This is a genomic window from Mesorhizobium sp. 2RAF45, from assembly GCF_052115225.1.
GTDB lineage: Bacteria > Pseudomonadota > Alphaproteobacteria > Rhizobiales > Rhizobiaceae > Mesorhizobium > Mesorhizobium jarvisii.
Genome location: NZ_JBFRGG010000002.1, coordinates 136,969 through 153,985, shown reverse-complemented (window position 1 = coordinate 153,985; position 17,017 = coordinate 136,969). Strand labels below are relative to the sequence as shown.

The 17,017-nt window shown below is 60.0% G+C and carries 19 protein-coding genes and 1 pseudogene; 4 read left to right on the top strand and 16 right to left on the bottom strand.

Annotated features, from left to right (window positions below):
• Positions 1-18 precede the first annotated feature (18 nt).
• Positions 19-1,743 carry an FAD-dependent oxidoreductase gene (locus AB4Z43_RS05570; RefSeq protein ID WP_240565198.1) on the top strand — a complete coding sequence of 575 codons (1,725 nt, stop codon included), beginning with the start codon at positions 19-21 and terminating at the stop codon, positions 1,741-1,743.
• Positions 1,744-1,974: 231 nt separating this feature from the next.
• Here AB4Z43_RS05570 and AB4Z43_RS05565 read toward each other — a convergent pair whose 3' ends face one another.
• From AB4Z43_RS05565 to AB4Z43_RS05555, 3 genes are all read right to left on the bottom strand, one after another.
• The gene (locus tag AB4Z43_RS05565; RefSeq protein WP_240565197.1) at positions 1,975-2,394 is read right to left on the bottom strand and encodes a DUF983 domain-containing protein; all 420 of its coding nucleotides are present in this window, start codon (positions 2,392-2,394) and stop codon (positions 1,975-1,977) included.
• 29 nt (positions 2,395-2,423) lie between these two features.
• Positions 2,424-3,011, bottom strand: a complete 588-nt coding sequence (locus AB4Z43_RS05560) for a hypothetical protein (RefSeq protein WP_441936374.1) — start codon at positions 3,009-3,011, stop codon at positions 2,424-2,426.
• A 174-nt stretch (positions 3,012-3,185) separates the two neighbouring features.
• Complete coding sequence (locus tag AB4Z43_RS05555; RefSeq protein WP_240565195.1) at positions 3,186-3,767, bottom strand: NADPH-dependent FMN reductase; 582 nt, start codon at positions 3,765-3,767, stop codon at positions 3,186-3,188.
• A 527-nt stretch (positions 3,768-4,294) separates the two neighbouring features.
• Here AB4Z43_RS05555 and AB4Z43_RS05550 point away from each other — a divergent pair.
• Positions 4,295-4,789 carry a hypothetical protein gene (locus AB4Z43_RS05550; protein WP_240565194.1) on the top strand — a complete coding sequence of 165 codons (495 nt, stop codon included), beginning with the start codon at positions 4,295-4,297 and terminating at the stop codon, positions 4,787-4,789.
• A 382-nt stretch (positions 4,790-5,171) separates the two neighbouring features.
• On the opposite strand, the gene AB4Z43_RS05545 is transcribed toward AB4Z43_RS05550, so the two are convergent.
• The 10 genes and pseudogenes from AB4Z43_RS05545 to AB4Z43_RS05500 all read right to left on the bottom strand — a co-directional run bounded on the left by AB4Z43_RS05545 (position 5,172) and on the right by AB4Z43_RS05500 (position 11,661).
• Positions 5,172-5,558 (bottom strand): PRC-barrel domain-containing protein, encoded by a 387-nt coding sequence (locus AB4Z43_RS05545; RefSeq protein ID WP_240565193.1) that lies wholly within the window; start codon positions 5,556-5,558, stop codon positions 5,172-5,174.
• Positions 5,559-5,776: 218 nt separating this feature from the next.
• On the bottom strand, positions 5,777-6,085 hold the full coding sequence (locus AB4Z43_RS05540) for a putative quinol monooxygenase (protein WP_202358435.1): 309 nt from the start codon (positions 6,083-6,085) through the stop codon (positions 5,777-5,779).
• A 124-nt stretch (positions 6,086-6,209) separates the two neighbouring features.
• A complete protein-coding gene (locus AB4Z43_RS05535; RefSeq protein WP_202358436.1) occupies positions 6,210-6,752 on the bottom strand; it encodes a DsbA family protein in 543 nt (180 codons plus the stop codon).
• Positions 6,718-7,230 carry a redoxin domain-containing protein gene (locus tag AB4Z43_RS05530; protein ID WP_240565192.1) on the bottom strand — a complete coding sequence of 171 codons (513 nt, stop codon included), beginning with the start codon at positions 7,228-7,230 and terminating at the stop codon, positions 6,718-6,720. Before AB4Z43_RS05530 ends, AB4Z43_RS05535 begins: the two co-directional genes overlap by 35 nt.
• Positions 7,231-7,254: 24 nt before the next feature.
• Positions 7,255-7,782 carry an HdeD family acid-resistance protein gene (locus tag AB4Z43_RS05525; protein WP_441936370.1) on the bottom strand — a complete coding sequence of 176 codons (528 nt, stop codon included), beginning with the start codon at positions 7,780-7,782 and terminating at the stop codon, positions 7,255-7,257.
• A 246-nt stretch (positions 7,783-8,028) separates the two neighbouring features.
• Positions 8,029-8,223 (bottom strand): annotated as a pseudogene (locus AB4Z43_RS05520) (transposase); the annotation flags it as partial.
• A 175-nt stretch (positions 8,224-8,398) separates the two neighbouring features.
• Positions 8,399-9,244 carry an aldo/keto reductase gene (locus tag AB4Z43_RS05515; protein WP_441936368.1) on the bottom strand — a complete coding sequence of 282 codons (846 nt, stop codon included), beginning with the start codon at positions 9,242-9,244 and terminating at the stop codon, positions 8,399-8,401.
• A 114-nt stretch (positions 9,245-9,358) separates the two neighbouring features.
• Positions 9,359-9,763 carry a GlcG/HbpS family heme-binding protein gene (locus AB4Z43_RS05510; protein ID WP_441936366.1) on the bottom strand — a complete coding sequence of 135 codons (405 nt, stop codon included), beginning with the start codon at positions 9,761-9,763 and terminating at the stop codon, positions 9,359-9,361.
• A 28-nt stretch (positions 9,764-9,791) separates the two neighbouring features.
• Positions 9,792-10,508, bottom strand: a complete 717-nt coding sequence (locus AB4Z43_RS05505) for a type 1 glutamine amidotransferase domain-containing protein (RefSeq protein WP_441936364.1) — start codon at positions 10,506-10,508, stop codon at positions 9,792-9,794.
• Positions 10,509-11,007: 499 nt separating this feature from the next.
• On the bottom strand, positions 11,008-11,661 hold the full coding sequence (locus tag AB4Z43_RS05500; protein WP_441936362.1) for a BON domain-containing protein: 654 nt from the start codon (positions 11,659-11,661) through the stop codon (positions 11,008-11,010).
• 341 nt (positions 11,662-12,002) lie between these two features.
• Between AB4Z43_RS05500 and AB4Z43_RS05495 the strand changes: the two genes are divergently transcribed.
• Together AB4Z43_RS05495 and AB4Z43_RS05490 are read left to right on the top strand one after the other, a co-directional pair.
• Positions 12,003-12,914, top strand: a complete 912-nt coding sequence (locus AB4Z43_RS05495; RefSeq protein ID WP_441937069.1) for a DnaJ C-terminal domain-containing protein — start codon at positions 12,003-12,005, stop codon at positions 12,912-12,914.
• Positions 12,915-13,226 (top strand): chaperone modulator CbpM, encoded by a 312-nt coding sequence (locus AB4Z43_RS05490; RefSeq protein WP_441936360.1) that lies wholly within the window; start codon positions 12,915-12,917, stop codon positions 13,224-13,226.
• Positions 13,227-13,334: 108 nt separating this feature from the next.
• Here the strand turns inward: AB4Z43_RS05490 and AB4Z43_RS05485 are convergent, their stop codons facing one another.
• The 3 genes from AB4Z43_RS05485 to AB4Z43_RS05475 all read right to left on the bottom strand — a co-directional run bounded on the left by AB4Z43_RS05485 (position 13,335) and on the right by AB4Z43_RS05475 (position 16,576).
• Positions 13,335-13,916, bottom strand: coding sequence for a nucleotide exchange factor GrpE (locus tag AB4Z43_RS05485; RefSeq protein ID WP_441936358.1), 582 nt, complete (start codon positions 13,914-13,916; stop codon positions 13,335-13,337).
• The gene (gene dnaK, locus AB4Z43_RS05480; RefSeq protein ID WP_441936356.1) at positions 13,888-15,807 is read right to left on the bottom strand and encodes a molecular chaperone DnaK; all 1,920 of its coding nucleotides are present in this window, start codon (positions 15,805-15,807) and stop codon (positions 13,888-13,890) included. The genes AB4Z43_RS05485 and dnaK overlap by 29 nt, the downstream gene beginning before the upstream one ends.
• A gap of 100 nt (positions 15,808-15,907) precedes the next feature.
• Positions 15,908-16,576 carry a hypothetical protein gene (locus AB4Z43_RS05475; protein ID WP_441936354.1) on the bottom strand — a complete coding sequence of 223 codons (669 nt, stop codon included), beginning with the start codon at positions 16,574-16,576 and terminating at the stop codon, positions 15,908-15,910.
• Positions 16,577-17,017 lie beyond the last annotated feature (441 nt).

Genomic DNA, 17,017 nt, shown 5'->3' with positions numbered 1-17,017 from the left:
AACCCGTGAGGATATCTGATGCCGAAGATCGATCCGAGCAATGAGAGGATGTTTCCGAAATTCTCGGCGGCGGAAATCGATCGGCTTTGTCGCTTCGGCCACCGCCAGCGTTACAGCAAGGGCCAGCCGCTATTCGTGACGGGAGAGATCGCGCCTGGTATGTTTGTGCTCAAGAGCGGTCGCGCCCAGGTCACGCGGCGCGACCCGCTGGGACATCTCACTCCGATCGTGGAAGTGACTGCAGGCGATTTCGTCGCCGAAGTGGAACAGCTTTCCGGTCGGCCGGCGCTGGTCGACGTTCACGCGGTCGACGATATCGAGGCCATTCTCATTCGGGCTGAGGACCTGCGCAGGGTCATGATCGCGGAGCCCGAGATTGGCGACCGCATCATGCGCGCGTTGATTCTGCGACGCATCTCCCTGATTGAAGCGGGCGCCGGCGGACCGGTGCTTATCGGACCCGAGGACGCTCCCGATGTCGTGCGGCTGCAAGGCTTCCTCGCCCGGAACGCCTATCCATTTGAGGTGCTCGATCCTGCGAGTGATCGCGATGCCGCGGATCTCGTCAACAAATATGCGCCGGATGCGAGCGACCTTCCCCTGGCGGTGTGTCCCAAGGGCACCATTTTGAAGAATCCCAGTGAGTCAGACCTGGCACGCGCCCTTGGAATGGTGCGGAGGGACGGTCGAGATCGGACGTACGATGTCGCCATCGTGGGGGCCGGCCCCGCGGGTCTTGCCACCGCGGTCTATGCGGCGTCCGAGGGGCTTTCGATCGTGGTCTTCGACGCACACGCGTTCGGAGGACAGGCCGGCGCGAGCGCGCGGATCGAGAACTACCTCGGATTCCCAACTGGCATATCTGGCCGCGACCTCACCGGGCGTGCCTATGTGCAGGCGCAGAAATTCGGCGCAGAAATGGCGATTCCGTCCGGCATCGCGCGCCTGGACTGCGGTCAAAATCCGCTGATGCTGGAACTCGCTGACGGAGATCGCACCAAGGTTTCGTCCGTTGTCATTGCGTCCGGCGCACGCTACCGTCGGCTTGACGTCCCCAATCTTAGCGAGTTCGAAGGGCGAGGCGTGTGGTATTGGGCCTCGCCCATCGAGGCGCGGCTTTGCCAGCGCGAGGAAATCGTCCTTGTCGGAGGCGGCAACTCCGCGGGACAGGCTGCCGTGTTCTTGCGAGACTACGCCGCCAAGATCTCGCTGGTCGTGCGTGGGCCAAGCCTGTCCGAAAGCATGTCACAATATCTCATTGACCGGATCTATGCGACCAGCACCATCGAAGTGGTGACCAATACGGAGGTGGTTGCGCTGTCCGGCTCACCGCAAGGACAGCTTCAGCGCATCCGGTGGCGCAACCGGGTTTCAGGCGAGGAAACGGACAGGTCGACTCGGCATCTGTTTTTGTTCATCGGAGCCGAGCCGGAGTCTGGGTGGCTGCACGGCTGCGTTTCTCTCGACGCCAAAGGCTTCGTGCAGACGGGTGCGAGCGTGCAGGCGACACGCACCGCCATCGACGGGGCAGAACCGCTGTCACTGCAATCCAGCATCCCTGGCGTCTTTGCGGTCGGGGACGTGCGCTCCGGTTCTGTCAAACGCGTCGGCGCTGCGATCGGCGAAGGAGCCGAAGTGGTGGCCCAGCTCCATACCTATCTCGCCAGCATAGCGAAGGGCGCCGCCGTTCACGCCCCGTCCGCCACCGAGCTTCCGCCCGTCTCTTCGCCTTCAACAAGGTGATGGTCGGACTTGTCGCGGCCTTACGCATCAAGGCCAGGTAACGCACGTTCGTTTCTTCGACTGGCAATACGATCTGGCAATGGGTCTCAAAGAGACGGAAGCGAGTTACCCGTGCAGTTGGCATCGCAGATAGCCCGGCATGAGCGCAACCAACGACTGATGTCAGCGCCAGAGCGGCAGCGCCTATCCGACGCGAGCGTTAGGTATAGAAATGAACCGATGCTGATCTCGTTATTCATGCGGTTCTTGCTTTTGGCGCTCGGCTTCAGCGGCATGCCAATCTCGATCGATCGAACCTTCCGCTGCCTTATGGAAATACTGAGAACAGACGAGCCATCCTTTAAGAGGTCGGAGCAACACTATGCATGCCCCGATGGTCAGAGGCAGGCTTGTGAGAATGTGAATCCAGAAAGGTGGCTCAAACCGCAACTGCAACCAAAGAGCAAACGCAAGGGCTGGGAACGCAACAATCGACATTGAGAAGAATGCAGGCCCGTCAGCGGGATCGGCGAAAGAAAAATCCAGTCCACAGACATCACAACTTGGAGCAAGTTTCAGGTAGCCTGCGAACAGGTGTCCCTGCTGACATCTGGGGCACTGACCCTTGAAGCCGGTCAGGATCGGATTCGTGGTTTCGTTATATTCAGTCATGACCGGACCCCATGGCGCAATCAAAATCATCAGAAGATACTGTCGCGGCGGGCCTTGTGCCGTTCCTCGATTAGGGGGCGGCAGGTCTGCTCGACTGCCTTTACTGCAAGGTCAAGCCGCTTCCTCAGAGCGTCTCCCTCCGTTCCCCCCCAACCGATCGCGGCCTCCCATTGATCGCGTTCCTGTTCTCGTCCGGCTGACTCATCGCCGTGGGTCCGGACCAAATTGCGGGCTGAATCGACAATTTCGTTGTGAATTGCCTTTATCTCATCGAACGGGCGTGCAGCCTCTTCCCCAAAGTAAGCCATGAAGCGGTAACGGCTCGCGCGGAGCTCGGAGAACACCTGGCTTTCCTTTGTCAAGCGGTCCACGGGGGCGATGATCTCGCTCTTTTCGGGCCCATCATCGTCCTGGCCGATTTCGGGCCGAACAGTTTCACCTTGATCGGCATCCGAGGCGGGAAACCGCGCCCATGTCAAAATATCCCTGGTCCGATAAAACCCAGCCAAAACCTCTTCTGCAAGTTCGGCCTTCCGCCTGCCGACCGTTTCGGCCCGCCATGCATTGAGCCCGCGCATCCCGGCCCAGCCAGCCAGAAGGGCCGCCATGCCGGTCATTAGATTGGCCCAAGCGGAAACCCATTCAGGTGACACGACCGACCTTCCGTGCGTACGCCCCGTTTCCCGCCTGTTGGAGTTTACTGATTGACAGGCGCACTACGGAGACGACGCTTCGATCTCATTTGCGCATTCGTCCACCAGGACGACATCGTCGCCTCGGTGGCAATTCCATCAAGAGTTCAGCCTTGGCCTTGGCAATACCGTGTAGACGCGAGTGATAAATGCCTGGAATTCCGCCATGTAGCTGCGAAGGAAATCGGCCGTCGTCTCGTCAGTAACTTCGCCTTCATCGGTGATGAGGCCAGGCTTGAACTGGATGTAGGCTTCCGGTGCATTCATCTGCGGTGAATTGCAGAAGCTAAGTACGCTGCGCAGGCTTTGCTGGGCCACTGCAGTGCCGATCGCGCCCGGCGACGTCCCGATTACTGCTGATGGTTTGCGCGCGAACGAGTTTGTCCCGTAGGGACGACTTGCCCAGTCGATGGCGTTTTTCAGACCGCCAGGGATTGAACGGTTGTACTCCGGTGTCACGAACAGCACCGCGTCGACCGCTGCGATGGCATGCTTGAAGGCTTTGGCAGGTGGGGGAAAATTGGCGTCGTAGTCGTAGCTGTAAAGCGGTAGGTCCCTGAAGGAAATTTCCTCCATTTCGAGTTCCGGCGGAGCGAGAGCCACCAGTGCCCGGGCTAGCTTGCGATTGATGGAGGCCGAAGCCAGGCTTCCTATAAAGTAGCCAACCTTATATGCGGTCATGGGACACCTCTTTCCTGGACGTTCATCCGATATGCCGATCTGGCGAAGACCGCGAAAGGCAAAGACACCGCCTGCAAAGTCCAACGGCCGCGGCGTCGCCTGCGTCGCCCCGGAGGCTGCGCGGTGGAAGCAAAAGGCGTCATTGGCGTGCTGCGGACGCGGTTCTCTCGCAACGTTGCTCTCTTCTTGGCTGGTCCCGGCGCCGCTGATGTCAACGCCGAACTCCTTGATGCGGCTTTCATGCTGAGACCGAGCGCGAGGATGCTATCGTGACGATGCTTTTGATGCTCATGCCTTGCTCCTTGGGGAGAAAATCCCAGGACGGGAGTTCTTCGTAGAGCACTCTGTTTACATCGTGCCGCCGGCACCGCGTTGACGGTGGTGAATTTCCGTTCTCAAAGTCCCGGGCGTGTTGTCGGGACCGCCTTCGGGGTCTTTCCTGTTACAAATCCTTAATTTTGCTTTTGCACCCAGCACCACCTATGTTTCCGTTCAAAACCAAATCGTCCCAGAAGGAAACGCTGCCGATGAGCTCTCTTCCTCGTGTGACCGAATGGACCCGAGAGTTTGTATCAAGGCAATTTGATGATCTCGGGCCGGAGGCATGCCTGGCAGAAATCACCGAGTGCCTGACGCGCGAAAACCCGGAGCTCCTGGACATGGCGCGCAAGTGCGCTGCCGATGTCGACAACGGCCCGAAAGTCATGGTTGGCTTTGGCATGTTCTATCAGCTCATGGTTTCGGCGTCGTCCGACACAAACCAGAAGCAAATCATGCATCCATTGCCCCGCGTGACGGCGAAAACGCGCGCTTCGCTCGTGCGCGAAATCGACGAAGAGGGCTCCGAACGGTTTACACTGCAAGCCATTGAAGATCTGGAACGCACCAATCCGGAGCTCATGCAGATGGCGCATGGCTTCGCTTCGCGGCATCAGGATTATTTGCTTGTAATGCAAGGCTTTGCTTTGCTTTACAGATCCCTCGTCGTCCAGTCGGGGGCCGACCGGAAGTATCTGCACTGACAATCCACATACGCCGGGAAGATCCTCAGGCATCGTCGTTACCGAACGCGCGCTAGTGTAGTCGCGATGACGGCAGCGGCTGCAGGTTGATGCGGCTTTTGTAGCCGTAATAAGCCGCGAATCGCAGGCTGGTCATCGCCTCTTACAGGAGCCGGCCAAGTGGGGAGGGAACAAACCGGTGGTTTCACCTGGTCGGGTCTGCAGTGCGCGGCACGATTGCAACTCTAGCCGGAGCAACGCTGCGGGCCTTGACAACCGTCAGTCTAAAACTGGCGACAGCAGGCTCATGCCGGTACTGGTCTCAGCATTCTTCGAAAGACTTCTGTCCGAACAAACGCACGCCCCGCCGACAGCGGGGCGTGGACGAGGAGCATTTCGGCAATCATTTCTGTTGGTATTTGAACTCCGGCATTTTCTGCAATTCGTCCTTGCTGCCTTGTGCGAGCTCGATCTTCGAGCCATCAGCGCTAATGTCCAAGGCGTTGTAAGGAATGGCGACGAGGTAGCCCCCGAGACCGAGAAAGCCGCCGACCTGGACGATCGCGAACAAGACCTTCTCGCGGTCGACGAGAAGATCGTCGATCTTGCCGATCTTCTCGCCTTTCTGGTTTTGGACCTTGGCGCCGACAAGTTCGGAGGCCCGGTAGCCTTTCGCCACTGCCTTTACATCGACGTCCAAGACAACGACATTCTGCGAGAGAGCCGGCCGTGTTGCTGAAGGCAGGAAGATGGCGGTGGTGAGGAGCGTGCTCGCGCCGAGTGCCAGCATGAGGCGAAGGCCGCAATATTTGTCGGAAGTGCTTTCTGGTTCATGACGAATCCTCTGGACTTGGGAAGGCGACGCTGGCGGTCGATGGGACGATGCCCCCCGCCTCAGCCTCGCAGGCTCCGTGATCGTCGATTGCCGTTTGCCTTGGCGCGTTGACGCCTATAAGTTTCGCGCCATCCTTGCTGGTCAAGGCAGCAGGGGGAGTGGCCGCAGGGTCTTCACTTCGCCGGCTTGTCAGCGATGATAACCAATTTATGAATTTCGGGTGGCTCTGCGAACATGTCGCCTGCCTTGATCTTCTCCATCAATGCGGCTGCAACCTTTCCGTTGAGATGCGCGTCACGTCCAGCTTCGTCGTCGAATGTATCGAATATCGCGAAAGAGGCGGGTCCTCCCTGGATGGCATACCATGAGATGGTTCCTGGTTCGGCGTTGACCAGCGGAACCGCCGATCGCAGGAAGTTCGCAACCTCTTCCTCCTTGCCGGGCTTGGCTACAATCGGAACGTACAGCGCAAACTTTGTCATTGTGGTCTCCTGTTGGTATGTTCGCAGATGATTTGGGTTGCTCGGCCTCGCAAGCTCCGTGATCGTCGATTGCCGTTGGTCTCGGCGCGTTGACGCCCATCAGTTTCGCGCCATATGTTTCCGATCAACGCACCGGGGCAAGAGCATCCATCACAGTCTGGATCGATGCCGAGAGTTCTGGTGCGCTGTAGCCGCCATTGTAGCGCAACCCGTTGACAAAGAAGGTCGGGGTCCCGTTGACGCCGCTGCGGACGCCGCCGATAAAGTCGGCCTGTATTTTGTCGCGGTGGAGCGACCGTGCAATCGAATCTCGAAGCCCCATTTGCGGCAGTTTCAGGGACCCGGCCAAGGTGAACAGGAACCGGACGCTGAGCTGATGCTGGTTTGCAAAAATGGCGTCGTGCATTTCCCAGAACAGACCATGATCGGCGGCATATTCCGCGGCTTCCGCCGCGATCGGAGCGACAGGATGAATTTCCGCCAGGGGAAAGTGCCGGAAGACAATGCGCAGCGCCTGGCCGTACCGGCCCTCCAGGAAATGCATCACCGGATTGGCGGCAGCGCAATGAGGGCATTGATAGTCGCCATATTCCACAAGGGTAACGATGGCATTCTGCGCGCCGCGCGCGTGGTCACGCTGATTGACGGGCGCTCTTAGGGTCGACATTTTTCTTCTCCAGACTTGGCATTTGATCCAGGGCGTCCAAAATGCCGTCAGCCCCGGGATTGACTGCGATCGGCGAGAGATAACTCCAGGCGATGGCGCCCTTTTCGTCGACGATAAAAAGTGCGCGGGCGCTCTCACCGACCTCGTCGCGATAGACTCCATAGGCGCGTGAGATTTCTCCCTTGGGATGGAAATCCGCCAGCAAAGGAAAATGGATGTTTCGGTCTCTTGCAAAGGCTTGGTGGCACCATGCTCCGTCCACGGAGATTCCCACTAACTCGGCACCCCTTTTGCGGAATTCTGAAAGCACGTGGTTGTAGAGCGTCATCTGATCGCCGCAGACTGGGCTCCAGTCGGCCGGATAGAACGCCAGGATCACGCGCCTGCCCGCAAATTCTGACAGCGATAGGGTCTGGCCGGGCGTCACATGAAGATTGAAGTCTGGTGCCTTCGTTGCAGGTGCGAGGATTGATGGCATGGGTTCGCTCCTTCGAAGATTGATCTAAGCGGCGTTGGCGGCAGCCAGATTGCTAGGGCGGGAGGTGCGTTGCGAACGCAATTTGTAGGCCAGCATCAGCAGCGTCACGCCCAGAACCAGAGCGTGAGCTCCGACCCAGAAGGTGAGGACCAGCGCACCGACAAACGGCGAGATTGTGAGTACTATTCCGAGAAGTATGCTTGCGACGCCGGCGATCGCCAGCCAGATGCGGCCATGGTCGATCTTGAGCCGGAACGCAGAGATCAGCATGAATATGCCTGAGACAAGCGCCCAGGCCGCGACAAGAAAGACGAAGGCAAGCACTGTGATGCCCGGCCATAAGACGGCGACGGCGCAGGAAACGATGCCAAGGATGCCGTTGAGGAGCAGCCAAACCCAATGCTCTCCTCTGCGTGCTCCGCGCACTGCCATGATGATCCCGAAGATGCCGTCGATCAAACTGAAGGCGGCAAAGACCACGACCAGCGATAGCATTGTGACTACGTCGTTCATCGCCTCGGTTCTCGTATTGTCGCTCGATGAGATCGTCATTGTGCTCTCCTTTCGGACTTTGATTGCCAACGTTCGACGGCAATGGGATGGTCGACTTTATGTGACTGAAGGCGCGCCAGACCGCTCAATCGGCTGCTTCCGTTCGGCCCATCACGTACCGCTCCCTTTCTGGGCTCGTCGCCGAAGACCAAGTCCTGCGTCAGGACCGGCAGCCTTAGGTAAACGTTAGGAAGGCTTCGCTCCCCCGGCGTTGATGACCGTCAGTTTTGCGGACCAGGCTGTCCGATAGCGCCAGCGCAGTTCTTGCAGGCAGTCGTCGCCGTGCATCCTGGGCAAGTGATCGCGCGTTCCTGAGGAAGTGCAGGTAGCAGCGCTGCCAGGCCGCTTCCGGGATCACTCACCGATCGCCTCGACCAAGCCCGCGTGATCGTTGGACACGACCAGTTCGACGCCCTTGAGGCCGCGCCCCGGAAAACTGATCCGCCGACCAACGGGTCGTCAGGCCCCGGCCCACGCTTGATCCCGACACGCCTGACCGCGCGCTCGTCAAACACGGGCGCGATAAGAATGGATGATATCCTGCTTGCCCGAACGTTAATCCTCGTCGGGGTATTCGGAGTGCCTTTCGCAATCTCGAAAAGGTCGAGCTCGTGCTCTAAAGCATTTCGAGCGTGCGCTTCACCGTCGGCGGTGGGAAGGCATGATCAAGATCCTGCAGGTCCGCGGGTATGAGTCGAATATCAAGCGCGGCACGATTTTCCCGTACATGCTCCAGCTTTCTCGCTTTCGGAATGGCGATGACGCCCTCTTGGCGCAGCACCCAGGCAAGCGCGATCTGCGACCGGCTCACGCCGTACCGCTTGGCCACCTTTGCGAGGCGCCCGTCCTCAGCCAGGACGCCATGTTCCACAGGCGAATAGGCCATGATCGGAATCCCGTGCTGACGACACCAGGGCAGAAGATCATACTCGATGCCTCGCCTCATAAGGTTGTAGAGAACCTGATTGGTCTGCACGCTGTTCCCTTTAGCAACGCCGGCCAATTCGATCATATCGGCTATATCAAAATTGCTGACACCCCAATGCCGGATCTTCCCCGCTGCTTTGAGCAACTCGAAAGCCGCAACGGTCTCGGCAAGAGGAGTGCCGAGACGCCAATGCAGGAGGTACAGGTCGATCCGGTCCGTGCGCAGTCGTTTCAGGCTGTTGGCGCACGCGGTCGCCACGCCGAGGCGCGAGGCATGTGTTGGTAAAACCTTGCTGACGATAAAGACTTCGTCGCGTCGTCCGGCAACGGCCTCGCCGACAATTTCCTCCGCGCCGCCGTCGCCATACATCTCGGCTGTGTCGATGAGCGACATGCCGAGTTCGAGACCAAGTCTGAGCGCTGCCACTTCGTCGGCGCGACGATTCGGCTTCTCGCCCATACCCCAGGTACCCTGGCCGAGAATTGGGACCTCGTCGCCGGTTGATAATCGCGTCGTCCGGAGGATCGAGGGCATAAGGCTTCCTTCCCAGCTCTAGCAAATCGATGTGATCCTATCGGGCAGGCTAGTCCGCACGTCTGGCGAGGCGCTCGACGAGCCAGACAGGGGGCTCGGTCTCCCGCAAGTAGCCTAGCGTGCGGCGTAGTACGCGGCGCCCGCTTCGGCGACCGCCTGATCCTGGGCACCCGAGCCGCCGCTCACCCCGATGGCGCCGACAACACGGCCTTCCCGGTAAAGAGGAATGCCGCCGGCGAAGATCATCACGCGGCCCTCGTTGGAGGTATTTATTCCAAAGAAATCTCCCCCGTTCTGTGCGAGCTTCGCAAGATCGCGCGTCGAAATGTCGAAGGCGCGCGCCGTGAACGCCTTCTTGATCGATATATCGACGCTCCCCAACCACGCTCCGTCCATCCGAACGTGCGCTATCAGGTGCCCACCGCCGTCGGCCACTGCGACGTTCATGGGCTGGCCGAGCTCACCGGCCTTCGCTTCCGCTGCGGTAATGATTGAGCGTGCTTCGTTCAGAGTGATCATAGGATGTTCCTTCTATCGGGTTTTGTTTTTACTGCGCCGACGGGAGCGGCTTGGCCGCTTCGTCATACGCTGTGAGTCGGTTGAGGAGGGCCTTCGCGCCAGCCTCCGACGAAGCGGGGTTCTGACCGGTGATCAGATTGCCGTCGACGACGACGTAAGGCTGCCAGTCATGCGTCTTGGAATAGACGCCGCCGTTCTGCTTGAGCGAATCTTCCACTAGGAACGGCACAACGTGCGTCAGCCCAACCGCTTTTTCCTCGGTGTTGGCGAAGCCCGTCACGGACTTGCCCTTGACGAGCGCGGAGCCATCAGGGCCTCGCGCATGACGGAAGACGCCTGGCGCGTGGCAGACGGCGGCGACCGGCTTGCCAATGCCGAACATGACCTCGACCAGTCGTATCGAGTCTTGATCCTCGGCCAAATCCCACAGCGGGCCGTGGCCGCCGGGATAGAAGACGGCGTCGTAGTCGCCAGCGGTGACGGTTGACAGCCGGACCGTGTTGGCCAGAGCGTTCTGGGCCGCCTGATCGAGCTTGAAGCGGGCTGTGGCCGCCGTTTGCGCATCCGGGTCATCGCTTTTGGGATCGAGCGGGGGCTGTCCGCCGTTTGGCGATGCGAGCGTGATGTTGGCGCCGACGTCCTTGAAGACGTAGTATGGAGCGGCGAACTCTTCAAGCCAGAAGCCGGTTTTCTTTCCCGTGTCGCCAAGCCGGTCGTGCGACGTCAAAACCATAAGGATGTTCATCGGAACCTCGATTGGTTGTATCACCTGGGTCGCCAGGACAAACTCGACAGATATCTTTCTGCCCACTGTCCTGTTGCTTGCGGTAGGTTTCATCAGAAGGCCAACAATGCCGCACTTGGCACTATGCGCCGACGAGGATCAAAGTTTGGGCAAGCAGGATATCATCCATTCTTATCGAGCCCGTCTCTGACGAGCGCGCGGTCAGGCGTATCTGGATCAAGCGTGGGGCCGGGGCCTGACGACCCGTTGGTCGGCGGATCAGTTTTCCCGGACGCTGACTTTGCGGGCACTTCTTGTGCCCGACCGAGACGCACCGGAGTCCACGAGGGCGGATCACTCGCTGGGAAGGACTCCATGCCGGCCAACGCCACCAAGTCAACATCCCTGGCTTCTGGCTGACCTCGATCCTGCCTCGTCTTCCGGTCCAAGCTGCGTTCTCCTTCGTCGAGAGCCGGCCGGACCGTAGTACAGTCCGGCCGCCCGCGACGGCTTCTCCGGGTCACGGAGAGATGGTGATCCGGTTTTCAACCTTGGTGACGCCGGGCGCCCGCCATGCGGCGCGCTCGGCTTCCTGTCGTTCCGCCCAGGAACGCACCGTGCCGGACAGGACCACCTCGCCGCCGCTCGCGGAAACGGTAACGCGACCCGCGTCGACTTGCGCCATCCGCTCCAGTGCATCCTCGATCTTGGCCTTGATCTCGGAAGGAGTGACGCGCGGTTTCAGGATCACCAGGTTCGAGATACCCGTGACGCCCTTGATCTTCCGTACGGCCGCCTCGGCTCGAGTGCGCTGATATTCCCACTCGGCATTACCTTCGAGTGTGAGCCAGCCGTTCTTCACAACGACCTTGATATTCTCGTGGGAATAGGGAAGCTCGTCCTTGATAGCCTCGACCGCGGCGCGGGCTATCTCCGGATCGGTCCGCCCGTTGCCGGACGGCAGCCGAACCTCGATGTCATTGGCAACGCCGAGCACGCCCTTGACGCGCTTGGTTGCCTTTTCGGCTTGGTATTTCTGGCTGTAGCTGCGGACAAAGCCACTCAGCGTGACAACGCCACTTTTTACTGCGACGCCGACATCGGAGGCGTCGAGGTCGGGATCCCATTTGAGTTCACTTTCCACATCATGCTTGATGTCGCTATCCAGTCTCATGTCGCAATCCTCCGTTGTGGGCTGATGGGCTGTCTGCGTGAAGCAAATCCGCTTGGCGCAGTTCGGCTAGAATATCTCCGGTGTAGGTGCGTGCGTTGACGGCTGTCAGTTTCACTGGTTCGTCGCATTGGGCGTCTAGGAAGAAAAAGCCCGTCGCTGTAGGAAGCGGCGGGCAGGGGAAAGCAATGTGCTATTGATGACGTATCCACATGCTGTGGGCGCATTGATGACCGTCAGTTTGAGGTCGACGGAATTCGGCTAATTCCTGTTGGCGTTCCGATGCCATTCGAATGGCCTTCACCTCCGGGGCGCTCTCAAAAAGGGGGCCGGCGGAAATCCCGATGAGTGGCGGCGATCCCTACGAACTCCTTGGCGTCAAACGCGATGCCTCGCAGAAGGAAATCCAGGCGGCCTATCGTCGTCGGGCAAAGAAATCCCACCCTGATCTCAATCCCGGTAACAAGCTGGCGGAACAGGATTTCAAGGACCTATCCGCGGCCTACGAAATTCTGCGCGATGAGGAAAAACGCGACCGTTTCGATCGCGGCGAGATAAACGCGACGGGTGCCGAAAAGCCCCAGCGCCGCTATTATCGGGACTTTGCTGATGCCGGAACAGACCCGGGAGCTTACGAAAACAGCGCGGGCTTCGCGGATCTCGGCGCCGACGACATCTTCACGCAATTCTTTTCCCAGCGCGGGCGAAAAGATTTCCGCACGCGTGGCGCCGACGTACGGTATTCGATGGAGATCGACTTCCTCGACGCGGTAAACGGCGGCACGCGCCAGGTGACGCTACCCCACGGCAAGGCGCTGGACATCCGCATTCCACCCGGCGCACGCGACGGGCAGACGCTCAGGCTGCGCGGGAAGGGCGGCGCCGGCGAAGGCGGCGCGCAGACGGGCGATGCTCTGATCGAGCTCCATGTGCGCGTTCATCCCTTCTACCGGCGCGAAGGTGACGACATCCGCTTCGACCTGCCGATCTCGCTTACCGAAGCGGTGCTCGGTGGCAAGATCAGGGTGCCGACGCCCGCTGGGCCCGTGGTCGCGAATGTGCCCGAAAATTCGTCGAGCGGGAGGACGCTGCGCCTGAAGGGAAAGGGTGTGGCCCGGCGAAACGGGGGCCGCGGTGACGTCTTTGCCACCCTAAAGATCGTGCTTCCGGAAAAGCCGGATCCTGATCTGAAGGCATTCGTTACCGGCTGGACGGCCGGCAAGTCATACAATCCACGGCAAGCGATGGGGGTATAAATGCTCGGCTATCGAAAGTTTGCCCGACTTGCTCATATCGAAACAAAAAGGCTGCGGTTTCTCATCGACCGGGGTTGGATATCGCCGCAGGTGATCGACGGCCACCCGGTGTTCCGCGACGTCGACATGGCGCGCGCCAACCTGGTAGCCGATCTCACCAACGAACTGGGCATCAACGATGAAGGCGTCGACGTTGTGCTGGAGTTGCTCGACCAACTTTACGGCCTGCGCCTTGCCTTTGGCACCTTGATCGACGCGTTGGAGGTTCAGCCGCAGGTGGCGCTGCCCTATGATGATGATGAAGGCGGGTGACGACCCTTCTTGCCTGCAAGAAACCTCCGCTTAGGCGACTTCTCTTCCTGCCTTGATCGTTGGAAATCAGAAGAGCCAATTCATCGTGCGGCCAGACCACCTATTGTGCTATTCGGGAACTGCGACGCCGACCATCGCCGGCCGTAGAAGTCGCCCGTGGAGCGTGTAACCCGGCTGCAGCACCTCGATGACAGTGCCTTCCGCGGCTGTTGCGTCGGGGCGCTGGAAAATCGCGTGATGGTGATGCGGGTCGAACGCCGAGCCGGACGGGTCGATTTTTTGCACGCCATGCCGGGCAAGCGTTTCCAGAAGATTGCGCTCGGTCGCTTCTACGCCGGCCAAAAGCGGCTTCACCACCGTGTGGTCCGAAGCTTCCACCGGGACGCTCTCGATTGCACGGCGCAAATTGTCGAGCGTGTTGAGCAGATCTTCGGCCAGCCGCGCGCTGGCAAATCTCACGGCTTCGTCACGCTCGCGCTGCATCTGCCGCCGGATATTCTGCTGCTCGGCCAGTGCACGCAGCAGCTTTTCCGTAGTGTCCGCGAGTTCCGCTTCCACGCGCTGCCGGGGCTGATCGCTCCTCGTGGCTTCAACGCCCGGGGCACCCGCATCGGGTTTGCCTCCCGTGTGCTCGATCCCGGCCGCGTTCCGATTTCCCGCATTATCCATGGCGCTGTCCGTCCTGGTCATCGATCTCCTCGAACTCCGCGTCGACGACATCGTCGCCGGACGAAGCATGTGACGGTTCTTGCGCCGCTGACGCGGCCGGGCCGACGGTCGCTTCATGCACCTTGGCGCCAAGGTTCACTGAAGCGATCTGCAGCGCCTTCGTCTTTGCTTCGATCTCGTCCAAAGATTCCCCGGCCATTGCCGACTTGAGATCCCCGATAGCCTTTTCGACGGATGTCTTGTCTACGGTCGGAGCCTTGTCCTTCGCGTCGTCGATCGCCCTTTGGCTGGTGCCGATCTGCGCATCGGCCTGATTGCGCGCCTCAACCAAGGCGCGTCTTTTCTTGTCGGCCTCCGCATTTGCCTCGGCTTCCTTCACCATTCGATCGATATCCGATTGCGACAGTCCGCCGGACGCCTGGATCTTGATCTGTTGCTCCTTGCCGGTCGCCATATCCTTGGCGGTGACGTTGACGATGCCGTTCGCATCGATATCAAAGGTCACCTCGATCTGCGGTGCGCCCCGTGGTGCCGGCGGGATGCCGACGAGGTCAAATTGGCCGAGCAGCTTGTTGTCGGCAGCCATTTCGCGCTCGCCCTGGAAGACGCGGATGGTGACGGCGCTCTGGTTGTCCTCAGCCGTCGAGAACGTCTGGCTCTTTTTAGCGGGAATGGTCGTGTTGCGCTCGATCAACCGGGTGAACACGCCGCCGAGCGTCTCAATGCCGAGCGACAACGGCGTCACGTCAAGCAGCAGCACATCCTTGACGTCGCCTTGCAGCACGCCGGCCTGGATGGCAGCGCCGATCGCGACCACTTCGTCGGGGTTGACGCTCTTGTTGGGCTCCTTGCCGAAGATTTCGGCGACGGTCTCCTGCACCTTGGGCATGCGCGTCATGCCGCCAACGACAATCGCCTCGTCGATGTTATCCGGCTTGACCTTGGCGTCCTTCATCGCGTCCTTGCAGGGTTTTTCCGTCCGGCCGATCAGATCGTCGACCAGATCCTCCAGCTTGGCGCGCCTCAACTTGATTTCAAGATGCTTTGGTCCGTTCTGGTCGGCCGTGATGAAGGGCAGGCTGACGGTCGTTTCCAGCGATGAGGAGAGCTCGATCTTGGCCTTTTCGGCGGCCTCGCGGAGGCGCTGAACTGCAAGGCGGTCGTTGCGAAGATCGATGCCCTGCTCCTTCTTGAATTCCTCGGCAAGCCAGTCGACGATCCGCTTGTCGAAATCCTCGCCACCAAGAAACGTGTCACCGTTGGTCGCCTTGACCTCGAAGACGCCATCGCCGATGTCGAGGAGCGAGATGTCGAAGGTGCCGCCGCCGAGATCGTAGACCGCGATCGTTCCAGCCTTTTTCTTGTCGAGACCGTAGGCGAGCGCAGCGGCCGTAGGCTCGTTAATGATGCGCAGCACATCGAGCCCCGCAATCTTGCCTGCGTCCTTTGTCGCCTGCCGCTGGCTGTCGTTGAAATAGGCCGGCACGGTGATTACTGCCTCGCTGACCTTCTCGCCGAGATAGGCTTCTGCCGTCTCCTTCATCTTTACCAGCACAAAGGAACTGATCTGGCCTGGGCTGTACTTGTTGCCAAGAACCTCGACCCAGGCGTCGCCATTGTCGCCCTTGACGATCTTGTAGGGGACGAGATTCTTGTCCTTCTCCACGACCGGATCGTCGTAGCGGCGKCCGATCAGGCGCTTGATGGCGAACAGTGTGTTTTCGGGGTTGGTCACAGCCTGGCGCTTGGCGGGCTGACCGACAAGGATTTCCCCGCCCTTTGTGAACGCCACGACGGAGGGGGTTGTGCGCCCGCCTTCAGCGTTCTCGATGACCTTGACCTGCGTCCCCTCCATTACCGCGACACACGAATTGGTCGTTCCAAGATCGATGCCGATTACTTTGCTTGCCATGTCAAGCCTCCGTCTGGATCTCGTCGTTCGGCACAAGCGTGACTGCCGCGCCTTCATCCAGATTCTTGCCTGTCGTGTCGGATGTCGGCCTTGACGATCGTCAGTTTCGGATGCGGTTTTGCTCAGTGTGCGCCAACGGTTCGCCGCCAAGCCACGGGTCGGGTTTGAATTTCGAGAGCGGCAGGTCGTCCAGCCGCTTGTCGATTTCAATTTCGTGCACGCGGATTCCCTCGCCACCGAACTTTGCCAGTATGTCCTGTGCTTCGGTCTCTCTTTCGGGGTTGCGCACGCGCACCCACAGGACGATACCGCCTGACATAAGCTGCAGTTCCAAGTCTTCGGCCTGCTTCCTTCCAAGCAGGTGTATGGCCGTCGCGCCGAATCCCGCGCCGATGGTCCCGGCTGCGACTGCTGCAGCGGCGACGAGCGCCAGGCTGCCCCCCGAGGCGATCACGCTCATAGCGGCGCTTGCAGCGCCTAGATAGAACAGAATGCCGGCGACGCCGGCGGTCGCGGTCGTGATATCGTCGCGGGCGATATAGGCGCGCCGCGGCGTTCCTGGAACGTCGGCGATTTCGTTAGACGGCACATAAACTGAGCCCAGTCGCTTCCGAACGGTTTCGATATCGCCCATGACGTCGATATCACCGCGGTCGAACCCGGCTTGGAGCAATGCCTCGATTGCGTTTTCCAGTGTTTCCTGGCTCTGGAAGACCGCTGCCACCTCCCGGACCTTGTGTTGTGCGATGACATCGTCGTTTGGATCCATGGCGGCGTCTCCCAATCAATCGGCGGACTGCTGAGTAAAACTAGCGAAGGAGATTCCGGCAGCAGCGCGCGGCGCGCTTTGACGGTCGTCATTTTGCTTATGCAAAATTGTCCCAAATCTATCGAAGGACTCCTGGGACTTCGGCGATAAGCGGAAGACCTTCGGATGGACGGTCGCCGGTCCACCGGGGGTTGCTCTGTTCGCGGCTACGCGGAGCGGCCGATTCAAAGATTGGCAAATAGCGATATGGGAAAGGCTTCGGCGAAGATCGCAGCGCTGAGCCCGCGCGAGCGCGACGTTCGAACAGCCGCTTGCCACCGCCATCCCAAAACGGATCGCCTAAAACCTAGTATCAGCGTGCGTATGGTCGAAGTTCACCGCTCACATGATGCGCCGGCTGCGCGTGCGTAGTCTGGCCGCAGGCAGTGACCCTTCTGGTGC